Genomic DNA, 14,787 nt, shown 5'->3' with positions numbered 1-14,787 from the left:
GAAAGGGTGCGCATGGCGCACACAGGTCACTAATGCCAACCGCTCCGCCAACGATGCCGATTCGCGTGCTTTGCGTCGACGATCATTCCCTGGTGCGCAAGGGGATCTCGTCGATCGTGGCCAACGAAAGCGATATCAAGCTGGTTGCCGAGGCCGCCAATGGTCGTATGGCCGTCGAGCTTTTTCGGCAGCATAAGCCTGACGTTACGCTCATGGATCTGCGAATGCCCGACGTCGATGGAATCGAAGCGAGCCGCCTGATTCGCCAGGAGTATCCCGAAGCCAAAATTATCGCGCTCACCAGCTTCGACGGCGATCAGGACATTTACCGCGCCCTCGAGGCCGGTGTGCGCGGATATTTGCTGAAGGAGATGGTCCACACCGAGATTCTCAAGGCCATCCGCATTGTCCATTCCGGCCAGCGTCTGCTCCCGCCAGAAGTCGTCGAGCGGCTGAGCGGATACTTCCCGCAAGTCGCCCTCACGGCGCGCGAGGTCGAAGTATTGTCCTGGGTCGCCAAAGGCCTGGCCAACAAAGAGATCGCCTCCCGCCTCGGCACCGCCAGCGGCACCGTCAAGATGCACATTCAGAACATCCTGGCAAAGCTCGATGCGACGGATCGTACGCATGCCGTAACGATCGCCCTGGCACGGGGAATCATCCACCTGTAGGAAAGACAGATCACAAAACGTTGATTGCAAAGCGGAAGTATTGAGGCCTTTGCATCAGCGTTTTTCATGTCACGCTCGCCACTCTTCGTCGAGAGAGGTGCCTTAAGGTAGCTCGCGAATGTGCAGGTTGCGGAACTCGACGGGCGAACCCTCCGATTCGAGGCAGAGGAAACCCGTCCGCGGATCTGCATCTTGTCCGCCCGAGACTTCCTCGCCATTGACCCACAGGCGGATCTCGCCGTTGATGGCTCGCACATAGTAGTGGTTCCACTGGTTGATTCCCTTGCTTAGTTCCTTGCGCGGGAAACTGCGCGAGCCGTCGGGCGAGATGGGCGGAAAGGGGGTCAGCCGCGCCTTGCCGACACGGAACACGTCACCATTGGTCGTAAACCAATCGGCCTGTTTCTTGGACTGTTTCTCGTACTGGTCCTTGTAGCCATGATCGAGCACCTGCACCTCGATCCCCTGCGGCAGGCTGCCGGGCTTGAGTCCATCGAGCGAGGCGGGGATCGTCCAGACAAATATTCCCGAGTTACCGGCCGATTTCAGATGCTGCCACTCGGCAACCAGTTCAAAGTTAATGTATTCCTTTTTTGATCGAATCACGCCGACCGGTTGGCCTGTGCAATGTGCGACGCCGTCCTTCCATGTCCAAGTGTCGGCGTTGCAGTTGACGTTTACGAAGTCCGCCTCGGTTAGCTGTTTCCAGCCCAGGCCGGTGCCGTCGACAAAGGCCTTGGGCAGTGGCTCTGCAGCCCGCGATATTCCCGCGCCGCCCAGGGCCGCAAACGCAACCACGAGCACTCCCAGCAAGCTGACAGATTTCATTAATAGAATCCTCAACGAAAGTGAACGACGAGCCCGGCCGTGCCTGGCCACAAACGGAGTACTGTCGCGATGGGGCGAAGCATAACTGGGGAAACTGTGGCTCGCAACGCACCGGCGCACGCGATTCAGGATCGCGAGCTGCCGCGAGTTGCCAAAGCCAAATCATGGTCCCGGCGTTACCGGTTCGGACTTTTTGCGGTAGCCGGCCGATGGTTTGTAGTTGGCTCCGGGCAATTGCTCCCAGGGAACGACGCCGACCTTGTCGGCCCAGCTTTGCCAGGCGACGGCCAATTCTTGGGATTTTTCTGGTTGTTGGCTGGCGAGATCATTGGTTTCCGAACGGTCGTGCGCCAGGTCAAAGAGTTGCCAGGGGCCACGATAGACGGCAACCAGCTTCCAATCGCCCACGCGAATGGCGCGATTTCCCTCATGCTCCCACGCCAATGTCCGCTCGCTCGATTTGTCGCCTGCAAATGTGCCTGCCAGGCTCTGTCCGGCCAACGGCAACAGCTGGCGATCGTGCAGTGCGGCGGGATATTTTGCGCCGGCTACTTGCAGCAGCGTCGGCATGATGTCGATCACGTGCCCGACGTCATGGCAAAGACCGCCGCGGGCCGCGATGCCGGCCGGCCAGCTTGCCACAAGCGGCGTGGAAATACCGCCTTCGTTGACCCACATCTTGTGCTCGCGAAAGGGTGTGTTGGCCGCGTTGGCCCAGCCTACTTCCAGGCAGTGGTGCGAGCCCGGTTCGCCTGTCTGAGTTCCGGGGCGATGTCCGCGGGCGGGATTAGGCCAAGTATCGAGTGCCTCGGCGCTCGCGCCATTATCGGAAAGAAAAAGTACCAGAGTATTATCGCGCGATCCCAGGCGATCGACCGCAGCCAGAACCTGGCCGATGCCCTGATCCATCCGATCAATCATGGCGGCATAAACCGCCATGCGCAAATCCCACTCGTCACGCTCCGATTCCGGCAAATCCTCCCAGGCCTTGGCGACCGGGTCGCGGGGCGAGAGCTTGGTGTCGGCCGGCAGCAGGCCGATCTCTTGTTGCCGCGCGAAACGTTTGGCTCGCAGCGCGTCCCAGCCATCGCGGTAGCGTCCACGATACTTCACGATATCTTCGGGCAACGCGTGCAGGGGAAAGTGCGGAGCCGTGTAGCAGAGTTCCAGCAGGTACGGTTTTCCTTCGCCTGTGCGACCGTAGTCTTCCAGGAAGTGGATCGCGTTCTCTGTGAAGGCATTGGTCGCGTAGAAATTCTCACCGGGTTTGATGTATTCGCGATCGCGGTAGAGCGGTTGCAGGTTGAAATAACCTCCGCCGCCCGCGGTGCCAAAAGCGTGATCAAACCCGCGGTTTAACGGATGATTGGGGTGATCGGCCTTGCCTGCTCCGCCGACGTGCCATTTCCCCACGTGGTACGTGCGATACCCGGCCTCGTGCAAAATCTCTGCAAAGGTGGCGGTCGTGGGCAGGATGCCCGACGTGTAGTTCGGCACGCGCCAATCCTGCAACATATGCCCGACGCCCGCCGCGTGAGGATAAAGGCCCGTCAACAACGCGGCTCGTGTGGGGCAGCAACGGGCCGCATTGTAGAACTGCGTGTATCGCAGTCCGCCGGCGGCCAGCCTGTCGATATTGGGCGTCGCAATTTCGGATCCATAGCAACCCAGATCCGACCAGCCCATGTCGTCGGCCACGATCAGCACGATATTCGGCGGCTGCGATTGAGCGGCCAGCGCGTTGGCTGCGAATGTTGCGATGACTGCGAAGGCGAGGATCCTCGCGGCTGCCAGTCGCGGCACATAAAGCTGTCGACCAAGAAACGACGTCAGGCGAACGATCCACATCATGGTTGTCACTTGTTAATTTCCGCCGACACTGGTGTGATTACCCCCCAGCGGCGCTACCATGCTGCGGGGAATTATTCACATTATTCACATTATTCAACGGTCCGAAAATTGACGTCGTGACCGGACGATCTAGCGCATTTCCCGGGAAATAATGAGTTTCGTCCCAAATTCTGTCCGTTTCTGTCCGTTTGTCATGGGCCACGACATGACTCGTATTCTACCGTCGATCGACGGACGCCGCAGGTCTTGTACCGGTCACCAAAAGTCGGTTACCGCCCCGTCTCACCCAGGAGCTTGAGCGTGATACCGCGCAGGTCCATCACCGTCTGTCCTGGAACGCTGGTGGCGACGAGCCGGAGCTCGCTTCGTCCTTTCGGTAGTTCGATCACGCCGACCGAGAGAGGCTTGAAATCCTTGACAAACGACTCCCCCTCGCGCGGCACGCGATCGTGTTCCGCGCCCACGAGGGGCGGATCGTGGGCTTCGGTCACCTTGCCCGTTACCTGATTGCTACCGCAACGCAATTCAAACGCAGAGCCAATATCGGCCGCCGGGCAGGTGTAATAGAGGGTTGCTTCGTAGCGTCCGGTCGTCGCCACGTCGATGTCCCACGTGATGTAGTCATCTGGACTTTTCCAGTTGGTGAAGAACGAGCAATTGGGCGCCCGGGCGCTGCGCTGCACCATGCCGTGTGGCATGCCGTCACGGGCCGGTAGCACCGTATTGGGAAACTCGCGGTAGCCTACCGTAAAGGGACGTGGGTCCATCGTCAGCTCGGCGAGTACCGTGCTTTTCCATTCGTTCAGAGCGCTCGAGAGTCGGGTCGCCTCGGCGGCGAGTACTTGTCGTTTGTCGGTGGTTTGGCCCGGGTCGACCGACAAATCGTAAACATGTCCGGTGTGGTCCAGCATGTAACGATCGTCCCGCGCGCTGACCTTGTCATTCCAATGCGAAAAGATGAGTCGCGGCGGCGCGGTCGCTCGCGCGCCGAGCAGCAACTCGGTTTGATCGACTCCGTCGAGCGGCTTGTCGGCTTTGCTGTCGACGCCCGACAGACCTGCCAAGGTAGGGAGCAGATCAATCGCGGCGGCGACCGGTTTTACGCGCGTGCCGGGGGGAATATGTCCCGGCCAGCGCACCAGCAGCGGGGAGCGGACGCCCCCTTCGTCGGTCGATGCCTTGCGCCCTTTGAACCCGCCGTTCCAACGCCAGCTATTGGGACCGTTATCGCAAAAATAGACCACGATCGTGTTGTCGGCGAGCTTCAGATCGGCGAGTTTTTCGAGCACGCGCCCCACGTTCCAATCGATGTTCTCGCACATGGCGAGAGCCGCGCGCGTCGTGCCCAGGTCTTCGGGCTGTGGCCCTTTGTGCCGCAGCGGAATTTCGGCGTCTCGGAATGGCTCGAAGAAGCGATCCGGCACCTGCATCGGCGAGTGCGGCGTATTGAAAGCCAGGTAACACAGGAACGGGTTAGCGCGATGCTCGTCGATAAATGCCATCGCGTGGTCGGTCAGGTCGTCGCTGATATAGCCCCGGCCGCGCACCGATTCACCGTTGTGTTCCAGCGGAGGATCAAAATAGTCTCCCCAATGGCCCGAGCAGAAACCGTAGAACTCGTCGAAGCCGCGGCCGTTGGGATGGTATGGGTATTGGGCGCCGTTGTGCCACTTGCCGAATGCGCCCGTGGCGTAACCGGCATCGTGAAAGGCGTTGCCGATCGTGCGCTCGTCGAGGTCGAGTCGTTCGCCGCCGGTCGACGTGCTGAAGACCCCGCCACGCGGATGGTAGCGCCCGGTAAGAAACTCGGCGCGCGTCGGCGAACAGACGGGCTGGACGTAAAATCGCTCGAACAGCGCCCCGTCGCGTGCCAATGAATCGATGTGCGGCGTATGCAGGTTCGTATTGCCATGCACGCTCAGGTCGCCCCACCCCTGATCATCGGTGAGAATCACGATCACGTTCGGCCGCGCCTTGGCTGGCGCGGTGGCGCTGTGCGCGGTCTCGACTAAGACGAACGCGGTCAGCAGAACACTTATCGCCGCTCGCATGATGGTCCCTCAAAAGGTGCAATGCGTCGCGAACTCTTCTTTGTGCGATACAAACAGTAGGAACGTCGCGAACACGTTCCTGAAACTTCGATGCCTTTACGGAACGTTCGTCACTCGACACCACTCGGGTGGTAACAGGAAACGAAACCAATCTCGAAGCGCTGATTCGAGTTGCGATCGAATCGGGAGCGCGAAAGATTGTTGACCTTCGGCGGCATTGTATAATTACAGTGTGTAGCCTAATAACGCGTCGCCAGACGCGGTAGCGGGGGACCCAAACGAAATCAGGCTGCCAGTTTTGATTCTGGCCTGATTTCACGGGGCGCAGGTTCGCCTGATTGCGAACCAGGGCACTTTCAAGCCCTAGCCCGACAGCTAACCTCGTAGGCCCGCCGGGAGATGTGATCCCGGCCAAGCGTTGAAAGGACACTTTCTCGTCTTTTGCGTAGACGGTGAGCGCATCCTCTCGGTGTTCTGGCGTGTATCCAATTCTGGCTGCGCGCTTGTTCGGCAGGCTCTCACGGGTGCAGGGACTACTTAACCCATCTCCACGATTGATCGGCTGGATTGCGTTCGCGCGCGATCTATGATCGCCGGTGATGCTCGGCAGGGGTGTGTCTGCGCGGCAGAGTACCAGCCCTGCAAATCGTGGCTTGTTGGGAAAAGTAGTGCTTAACGCAGGGTGCAGAGCCCTCAGGCGTCGAACGCACAGCACAGACAAAACAAGGATCGGGCACATGACTACCTGGGTGATTGGTGGGTCGGAAGTTCTGTTTGCTGTTACTGCGGGTTCATTACTTCAGGGGTGGACGGGGGTAGGTTTGATCGTGCTGGCAGTATTCGCGGCGCTGTTGCTGTTCTCTTGGCTGACGCTGCGTTTTATTCCCAACGATCGGGTAGGCATCGTCGAGAAGCTATGGTCGGCGGCCGGATCGGTGCCCGAGGGACGCATCGTGGCGCTAGGGCGCGAGGCCGGCTATCAGGCCGAATTGCTGCGCGGTGGCATCCACTTCGGTTATTGGCGGTGGCAATACCGTATCCATAAATCGAGACTGGTGACGATCGCTCAGGGCAAGATCGGCTACGTCTACGCCCGCGACGGAGCCCCGCTTTCGTCGGGACAGACGTTGGGGCGAATCGTGGACTGCAATTACTTTCAAGACGCACGACGGTTCCTGGCCGGCAACGGATCAGGGAACGATTCGCACGGTCAGCGTGGTCGCCAGCGCGCCATTCTGCGTGAAGGTGTGTACGCCATCAACGCGGCGACCTTTATCGTCATTACCGAAGCACGGGTTCATGCGCTGCGGCATTTGATGGACCCGCAGGAAGTGCAGATCGTGGCCAAGTGGCGGGAAGATCTGCTCGAAATCGACGGTTTCGAGCCGGTCATCGTCGGGCGTCCGTTGCCCACGCCTCATCCGCTCGACCCCGACAGTGTCGAAGAAGTCGATAGCATCGGCATTGTCACAGTGCATGACGGACCGTCCCTTGCGCCGGGAGAAATCATCGCACCGGCGGTCGGTACCGATCCGGCCGATGAGAATTATCACAACAACTATCAGGATCCCGAGGCCATGTTGCGGGCCGGCGGCCGGCGCGGTCGTCAGTACCTGCCACTGACCGACGGCACGTACTTTATCAACCGTTGGTTTGCAGCGGTCGAGTTGATTCCCAAGACCGTGGTGCCGATCGGCTATGTCGGCGTGGTGGTTAGCTATTACGGTCGCCAGGGAACGGACGTTTCGGGCGATGCCTTCCGTCACGGTGAGCGGGTGGCCGAAGGAGAGCGCGGTGTGTGGGAGCGGCCTCTAGGCCCCGGAAAATACCCATTTAATACCTTCGCCGGCAGCATCGTGTTGGTGCCCACGACGAACTTCGTATTGCACTGGATCACGGGCAAGAGTGAATCGCATCGTTACGACGAGAGTCTGCGATCGATCGATTTGGTGACGAAGGATGCCTACGAACCGTTGTTGCCGCTGTCGGTCGTCGTGCATATCGACTATCAGCGGGCGCCGAGCGTCATCCAGCGTTTCGGCGACGTTAAGCGACTGATCACTCAGACGCTCGATCCGATGCTCTCGGCTTTCTTTCGCGATGTGGCGCATAAGAAGACCATGCTTGCCCTGTTGCACGAGCGCGATGAGATCCAGGCCGAAGCCCGCGAAGTGCTGCGCAAGAGGTTTCGCGAATTTGACATCGAATGCGTCGATGTCTTGATCGGCAAGCCCGATTCGGAGAAGGGGGATCTGAAGATCGAGACGCTGCTCGAACAGCTACGGCAACGCCAGTTATCGTTCGAGCAACTAGAGACCTACGAGCGCCAGCGGGCCGCGGCTGACAAGCTGCGGATCCTTAACGAGTCGCAGGCCCAGGCCAATATGCAAACCGAGTTGACGAACGCCCGAGTGCAGATTCAGATTTCGGAAAGCCATGGAGAAGCCGACCTGGCACGTGCCCGCAAGCAGGCCGAGCAGGTGGTCGTGGTCTCGGACGGCGAGTTGTCGCGCTCGCGACGACAGGCCGAGCAAACCATCGTGCTGGCCGAAGCCGACGCCCGTCAGCGCGAGCTGGCTGGCCGAGGCGAAGCGCAGCGGATCGCGCACGTGGGTCTGTCGGAGGCGGCAGTTTTGTTCCAGCGCATCGCCTCGTATCGCGATCCACGGCTATATGCCATGTCGCTCTTGGCCGAGCAGTTGTCCAAGAGCACGCAGCCGCTGGTGCCGGAACGCGTTTTTGTCGCCGGCGGAGATGGCGCGAGCGCAGCCCCCTCTGGTCAGGCGACGGGGTTGCTGGGGCTGTTGATCAGCCTGCTAGTGGCTGAGAAATCGGGCTTTCAGTCCGAGGCGAATGATCCGGCGACGGTGGAGTTCAAAGATTTCGCCGCGCGGATGACGAAGCAGGTCATCGAATCGGTGCAATCCGGCACGAAGGACCAGCAGTAGCTATATGCGACGGCGCGACTAGGGGGAGGGGCACTATGCCCACCCCCCTGGGTACGCGTCGGCGCATGAGGGCCGCACACGACGGCCGGCTACTTGAGCCTATTTTGGCGGCTTATCCGGGATTTTGCGCGCAATCGCGGAGCTATATTTTTCTTGCTCCGCCCTCGTTTTCCTGCCAGACGCTCCGCCTCTGCCTGCCTTCCGTCGGGAGTTTATTGGGCATGATTCTCCGTCCGTTAGGGACCATTATCGCGTTTGCGCTGGTGTTCGCGCCGGGATGCGGCCACGCGCCGGCCCTGCCCGCGGGACCGGCTATGCCCGTGGTCAGCGTCAGTCAGCCGATTCGCCGCGATGTTGTGGATTACATCGACTACACGGGGCGGACCGATTCCCCGAATTCGGTAGACATCCGTCCGCGTGTGACGGGCTATCTGACCAAGATGCCGTTCACGGAAGGAAGCGACGTCAAGGCGGGCGAACTGCTGTTCGAGGTCGACGTGCGGCCATATCAGGCACAGCTCGATCAGGCCGAGGGGCAATTGAAGCTGGCCAAAGCCCGGCTCAAGCTGGCGCAGGCCGACAACGCCCTGGCGAAAGAGACTTCGAAGACGCCGGGCGCTGTGAGCGTGCAAGACCTCAACAAGTACGAGGCCTCTGAAGAAGAGGCCATGGCCGCGGTCGATGCCGCGACGGCGAACTTGGAAACGTTCAGGCTGAACCGTCAGTTTTGCGAAGTGACTTCGCCGATCGACGGCATGGTGAGCCGTTACTATTTCACACTCGGCAACCTGGTCAATCAGGATCAGACTCTGCTGACCACGGTGGTTTCGCTTGACCCGATGTACGCCTACTTCGACGTCGACGAACGCACGTTGTTGCGCATTCGCAACGCGATCAACGAAGGTAAGTTGTTTCCTAAAGAGCAAGGCGAAATCGCGATCATGATGGGATTGCAGGGGGAAGACGGCTATCCGCACGAAGGGGTTGTCAATTTCATCAATAACAAAGTCGATCCCAATACCGGCACGCTCACGCTCCGCGGCATGTTCAAGAATCCGAAGCCGGCCAGCGGCGTTCGTCTGCTGTCGCCGGGATTCTTCGTGCGGGTGCGAATCCCGTTGGGAGAACCGCATCCGGCGCTATTGGTCACGGACCGCGCCGTGGGGACGGACCAGGGCTTGAAATTTCTTTACGTGGTCGACGCCCAGAACAAGGTGCAGTATCGCCGCGTGACGCTGGGAGCTTTGCAAGAGGATGGGTTGCGCGTGATCGCCACGGGGCTGGAGCCCGACGATTGGGTCGTTATCAGTGGCCTGCAACAAATCCGCCCGAGGATCGAGGTCACGCCCGATCGCTTGCCGATGCCGATTCCCGTGGCCGAAGCGGCAGCGGCGGCCGAATCTGATGCCGCGGAACACGGTGCTGCTGCGAAAACGCCAGCCCCGGCACAGCCACCGGCAAAACCGGCTGCCACTGAGGACGACAAGCCCACAGCGCCGCCGGCGGATAAGCCGGTAGATGGTAAGCCGGGTCCAGCAGCGGCGGACACTGCGCCCGCGGCGCAAAATTCCGATGGCACGGCAGGCACCGATAAACGGTAGGGCCGCCGATGATATCGCGATTTTTCATCGATCGCCCGATCTTCGCGGCCGTGCTGTCGATCGTCATTACGCTGGCCGGCGGCATCTCGGTTTTTACGCTGCCCCTGTCGCAGTATCCGGAGATCACTCCCCCCACGGTGCAGGTGTCGGTCAGCTATCCGGGCGCCAGTGCGCAGGTGGTCGCCGACACGGTGGCCGCGCCGATCGAGCAGCAGGTCAATGGCGTCGAGGGGATGCTGTACATGTCGAGCCAGTCGGGGAACGACGGCTCGTACAACTTGACGGTGACCTTCGACCTGGGGACGAATCTGAACACGGCCCTGGTGATGGTGCAGAATCGCGTGTCGCTGGCGATGCCACAGCTGCCCGACTCGGTGCAGCAGCAAGGGCTGACGATCAAGAAGAAATCGCCGAACATACTTCTCTCGGTCAATTTTTATTCGCCGGATGGCCGCTACGACAGCATCTACCTGAGCAACTTTGCCACGATCAATGTGAAGGACGAACTGTTTCGTCTGGAGGGGGTGGCAGACATCAACTATCTGGGCGAGCGCGACTATAGCATCCGCGCCTGGCTCGACCCCGAATTGCTGGCTTCGCGTAGCATCACTGCCGCGGAGGTTGCCGACGCTATTCAGAGCCAGAATGAACCCGCCGCGCCGGGCCAGCTCGGCCAGGAACCGAGCAGCTCGGGCAGTGCGTTTCAACCTCCGATGAGCGCGCTGGGGCGATTGGCCACGCCCGAGCAGTTCGGCGACATCATCATCAAGACGGTTGACGGAGGCCCGAACGGCGTGGCGCCGCAGGTTGTGCGGCTGCGCGACGTGGCACGAGTCGAGCTTGGCGCGCAGCAATACGACCAGAGCTGCACGCTTAACGGGATGCCGTCCGTGGGTCTGGCGATCTTTCAATTGCCGGGCACCAACGCGTTGGATGTGGCCGAGGGCGTGCAGCAGAAGATGCGGGAGCTGAGTGCGCGCTTCCCCGAGGGGGTCGCGTACGATATCGCCTACGATACCACGCCATTCATCAGCGAATCGATCGAGGACGTAGTCCGCACGCTGTTCGAGGCCATCGGGTTGGTGGCGATCGTCGTGCTCTTGTTTCTGCAAAACTGGCGGGCCACGGTGATTCCGCTCGTGGCCGTCCCGGTGGCAATCGTGGGCACGTTTGCCGTCATGAAGGTGTTCGGGTTCAGCCTTAACAATATTTCGTTGTTCGGATTGGTGTTGGCGATCGGCATCGTCGTCGACGACGCGATCGTGGTCGTCGAAAATGTCGAACGCTGGCTGGAAAAAGGGCTGCCGGAGCGCGACGCGGCACGCCGCGCGATGGACGAAGTCACAAGCCCCGTGGTCGCGGTGGCCGTGGTGCTGTGTGCCGTCTTCGTACCTTGTGCCTTCATCACGGGCATATCCGGACAGTTCTTCCGGCAGTTTGCCGTAACGATCGCCGTGTCGACCGTGATCTCGGCGTTCAATTCGCTGACGCTCAGCCCGGCGCTGGCCGCATTGCTGTTGCGGCCCCGCACTGCGCCGAAAGACTGGCTGGCCCGGCTGCTCGATTTTTCGCTGGGCTGGCTGTTTCGTTTGTTCGAGCGCACCTTCGATTTCGCGACGCACGCCTATGCGGGGCTGGTCGGCTGGTTGCTGCGCCTGGCCGTGATCGTGCTGTTGGTCTACGTGGGCCTGCTGGGTGCGACGTATTACTTGTTTTCGCGGATGCCGACCGGCTTCATTCCGCAACAAGATCAGGGGTGGTTGCTGGTTAACGTGCAACTGCCGGATTCGTCCTCGGTCGAGAGCACCCAGAACATCTTGCAGCGCGTGGATCAGCTGGCCCGCGCGACGCCGGGCGTGAGCGCCACGGTGGCCGTCTCGGGGCAGTCGATCTTGTTGACGGCCAACAGTTCGAACTTCGGCTCGATGTTCGTCGTGCTTGATTCCTTCGATAAACGGCGCGCGGCCGATTTGAAGGGGGACGCCATCATGTTCAAACTGCGCGAGTTGTACGAGCGCGAGATCAAGGGTGCCACGGTCAGCGTCTTTGGCGCCCCGCCCGTGCCTGGCATTGGCACCGCCAGCGGTTTCAAGCTGATGGTCGAAGACCGTGGGTCGTTGGGGCTGTCGATGTTGCAAACGTACACCGACAAGCTGATCGAGACGTTGAGCAAGACGCCCGGGCTGATCGGCGTTTTCACGATGTTCCGCTCGAACACGCCGCAGTTGTATATGGACATCGACCGCAGCAAGGTCCGCTCGATGGGCGTGACCATCGATGATCTGAACAAGACGCTGCAAATCTACATGGGCTCGCTCTACGTCAACAACTTCAACGCCTTTGGCCGGTCGTGGCAGGTCAACATCATGGCCGACGGCCATTTCCGCAATCGCGAGGAGGATATCAACTTTCTCAAGGTGCGGAACAAGCAAGGCAATATGGCGCCCTTGAGCACGTTGGTCGACCTGCACGACGTCAACGGGCCGATCATGGTGACGCGCTACAATCTGTACAGCGCCGCGCCGGTCAATGGCGTGATTTTTCCCACGCTCAGCTCAGGCGAGGCGATTTCGATGATCGACCGCATGGCTGTCGACACGTTGCCCCTGTCGATGAAGACCGAGTGGACCGAGCTGACGCTCATGCAGATTCGCGCTGGCAACACCGCCATGTACGTGTTTGCCTTGGCGGTGGTGTTTGTGTTTCTGGCGTTGGCGGCGTTATACGAGAGCTGGTCGCTGCCGCTGGCCGTGATCCTAGTCGTGCCGATGTGCTTGCTGTGCTCGATCGTGGGCGTGGCCCTGGCGCATATGGCGATCAATATCTTTGTGCAGATCGGCCTGGTGGTGCTGGTGGGGTTGGCGTGCAAGAACGCCATTCTGATCGTCGAATTCGCCAAGCAGTTGCGCGACGAAGGACAACCACTGCGCGATGCCACGCGCGAGGCCTGCCGCCTGCGTTTGCGGCCGATCATGATGACCTCGTTCGCGTTCATCCTGGGTGTGTTTCCGATGGTCATTGCCAAGGGTGCCGGGGCCGAAATGCGGCAGGCATTGGGCACGGCCGTGTTCAGCGGCATGCTCGGCGTGACGATCTTTGGCATCTTCTTTACTCCGGTATTTTTCTTGGTGATCCAAGGTATCGGCGAGACTCGTTTCTTCGCGAATGCCCGCGTGCAGCAGATTGGCTCTGCCCTGTGGGCGTGCGCCGGCGGCGCAATCGTCGGCTGGCAACTCTTTGCCCTGGGCCGGCTGGGCAGCGGCGGGGCGATTGTCGCGGGGGCATTGGTCGCGGCTATTACCTGGGCGATCATGCGGCGGCGTCGGCTTAAGCGACAGTTTGCGACGACTTTGCCCAAGACGAGTGAATCTGCAGAGGAGCCACAAACGTGATATCGCACTTTTTCATCGACCGACCGATCTTTGCCTCGGTGCTATCGATCGTGGCGACGCTGGCGGGCGCCGTGGCGATTTTGGGGCTGCCAGTGGCGCAATATCCAGACGTTACGCCGCCGACGGTGTTGGTCACGGCCCTGTACCCGGGCGCCAACGCGCAAACGGTGCGCGACACTGTGGCTGCGCCCATCGAGCAGCAGGTCAGCGGCGTGGAGAACATGCTCTACATGTCGTCGTTATGCACCAACGACGGCGCCTACGTGCTGACAGTGACGTTCAAGCTGGGAATGGATTCCGACATGGCCCAGGTGCTGACGTTCAATCGCGTGCAATTGGCCGAGCCGGTGATTCCCAAGCTCGTGCAGCGCGAGGGGATCAACGTCAAAAAGATGTCCCCCAGCACCATGATGATCGTCAACCTCACGTCGCCCGACGGACGTTACGACAATATCTTTCTTAGCAATTATGCCACGATCCAAATCCGCGACGAGTTGGGCCGCTTGCCCGGCGTAGCCAATGTGGCCTATATGGGCGAGCGCGACTATAGCATGCGGGCTTGGCTCGATCCGGAAAAAATGTCATCGCTCAACCTCACGGCCGACGATGTCGTGTCCGCGATCAGCGAACAGAACTTGCAAGTCGCCGCTGGGCAGATCGGGCAGCAGCCGGTTCCCAAGGGGCAGCAGTTTCAATTGACGATCAACACGCTCGGTCGGTTGGTCGATCCCGAGCAATTTGCCGACATCATCATCAAGGTAGGGCAGGGGGCCGTGTCGGGACCCACGGGGGGCCCAGGTCAAAGTGGCGGTACCACGCCCAAGAACGAATCGAGCCAGTCCGCCGGCATCGTGCGGATGCGCGATGTGGCGCGCATCGAGTTGGGGTCGCAGCAGTACGATCAATCCTGCACGCTGGATGGCAAGCCCTCGGTCGCGCTGTCGATTTACCAGTTGCCCGGCTCGAACGCGCTGCAAACCGCCAAGGGCGTTTACGAGAAGATGGACGAACTGAAAGCTCGGTTCCCCGACGGGTTGGAATACAACATCGTTTACGATACCACCCCCTTCATCAAGGAATCGATCGGCGAGGTCTTCAAGACGCTGCGCGATGCGATCATCCTGGTGGCGATCGTGGTACTGGTCTTCTTGCAGAACTGGCGGGCCGCGCTGATTCCTCTGATCGCCGTGCCGGTGGCCATCGTGGGGACATTTGCCGCGATGGCGGCACTGGGCTTCTCGCTCAACAACCTATCATTGTTCGGGCTCGTACTGGCCATCGGTATCGTCGTCGACGACGCAATCGTGGTGGTAGAAAACGTCGAACGCTGGCTCGAAGAGGGACTGGCGCCGCGCGATGCAGCCCGCAAGGCGATGGACGAAGTCACCAGCCCCGTGGTGGCCGTGGCGCTGGTGCTGTGTGCGGTATTCGTACCGTGCGCCTTT

8 protein-coding genes and 1 riboswitch are annotated in these 14,787 nt (G+C 60.5%); of the genes, 5 read left to right on the top strand and 3 right to left on the bottom strand.

Features of this window, described 5'->3' with window-relative positions; translation table 11 throughout:
* Window positions 1-32: 32 nt before the first annotated feature.
* Entirely contained in the window at window positions 33-671 is a 639-nt protein-coding gene (locus VGG64_06175) for a response regulator transcription factor (GenBank protein HEY1599169.1), read from the top strand.
* A 102-nt stretch (window positions 672-773) separates the two neighbouring features.
* Here VGG64_06175 and VGG64_06170 read toward each other — a convergent pair whose 3' ends face one another.
* From VGG64_06170 to VGG64_06160, 3 genes are all read right to left on the bottom strand, one after another.
* Entirely contained in the window at window positions 774-1,499 is a 726-nt protein-coding gene (locus VGG64_06170; protein HEY1599168.1) for a DUF1080 domain-containing protein, read from the bottom strand.
* 162 nt (window positions 1,500-1,661) lie between these two features.
* Entirely contained in the window at window positions 1,662-3,350 is a 1,689-nt protein-coding gene (locus VGG64_06165) for an arylsulfatase (GenBank protein HEY1599167.1), read from the bottom strand.
* 269 nt (window positions 3,351-3,619) lie between these two features.
* Window positions 3,620-5,401, bottom strand: coding sequence for an arylsulfatase (locus VGG64_06160; GenBank protein ID HEY1599166.1), 1,782 nt, complete (start codon window positions 5,399-5,401; stop codon window positions 3,620-3,622).
* 226 nt (window positions 5,402-5,627) lie between these two features.
* Window positions 5,628-5,805, top strand: a riboswitch (cyclic di-AMP (ydaO/yuaA leader).
* Between the two features lie 333 nt (window positions 5,806-6,138).
* Between VGG64_06160 and VGG64_06155 the strand changes: the two genes are divergently transcribed.
* The 4 genes from VGG64_06155 to VGG64_06140 all read left to right on the top strand — a co-directional run.
* Complete coding sequence (locus tag VGG64_06155) at window positions 6,139-8,349, top strand: SPFH domain-containing protein (GenBank protein HEY1599165.1); 2,211 nt, start codon at window positions 6,139-6,141, stop codon at window positions 8,347-8,349.
* A 221-nt stretch (window positions 8,350-8,570) separates the two neighbouring features.
* On the top strand, window positions 8,571-9,950 hold the full coding sequence (locus VGG64_06150; GenBank protein ID HEY1599164.1) for an efflux RND transporter periplasmic adaptor subunit: 1,380 nt from the start codon (window positions 8,571-8,573) through the stop codon (window positions 9,948-9,950).
* Window positions 9,951-9,958: 8 nt separating this feature from the next.
* Complete coding sequence (locus tag VGG64_06145; protein ID HEY1599163.1) at window positions 9,959-13,342, top strand: multidrug efflux RND transporter permease subunit; 3,384 nt, start codon at window positions 9,959-9,961, stop codon at window positions 13,340-13,342.
* The coding region (locus VGG64_06140) for an efflux RND transporter permease subunit (GenBank protein ID HEY1599162.1) at window positions 13,339-14,787 on the top strand (1,449 nt) is incomplete at its 3' end. The genes VGG64_06145 and VGG64_06140, both read left to right, overlap by 4 nt.

The organism is Pirellulales bacterium (assembly GCA_036490175.1).
In the GTDB taxonomy this organism is placed as follows: Bacteria; Planctomycetota; Planctomycetia; order Pirellulales; family JACPPG01; genus JACPPG01.
Note: the sequence above shows the minus strand (reverse complement) of the source record. Positions and strands in the feature narration are given on the sequence as shown.

What these genes read in the sequence shown, in the direction of transcription:
- VGG64_06165 (HEY1599167.1), bottom strand. Translation starts at nt 3,350, where the DNA reads ATGATGTGGATCGTTCGCCTGACGTCGTTTCTTGGTCGACAGCTTTAT.
- VGG64_06160 (HEY1599166.1), bottom strand. Translation starts at nt 5,401, where the DNA reads ATGCGAGCGGCGATAAGTGTTCTGCTGACCGCGTTCGTCTTAGTCGAG.
- VGG64_06175 (HEY1599169.1), top strand. Translation starts at nt 33, where the DNA reads ATGCCAACCGCTCCGCCAACGATGCCGATTCGCGTGCTTTGCGTCGAC.
- VGG64_06150 (HEY1599164.1), top strand. Translation starts at nt 8,571, where the DNA reads ATGATTCTCCGTCCGTTAGGGACCATTATCGCGTTTGCGCTGGTGTTC.
- VGG64_06170 (HEY1599168.1), bottom strand. Translation starts at nt 1,499, where the DNA reads ATGAAATCTGTCAGCTTGCTGGGAGTGCTCGTGGTTGCGTTTGCGGCC.
- VGG64_06155 (HEY1599165.1), top strand. Translation starts at nt 6,139, where the DNA reads ATGACTACCTGGGTGATTGGTGGGTCGGAAGTTCTGTTTGCTGTTACT.
- VGG64_06145 (HEY1599163.1), top strand. Translation starts at nt 9,959, where the DNA reads ATGATATCGCGATTTTTCATCGATCGCCCGATCTTCGCGGCCGTGCTG.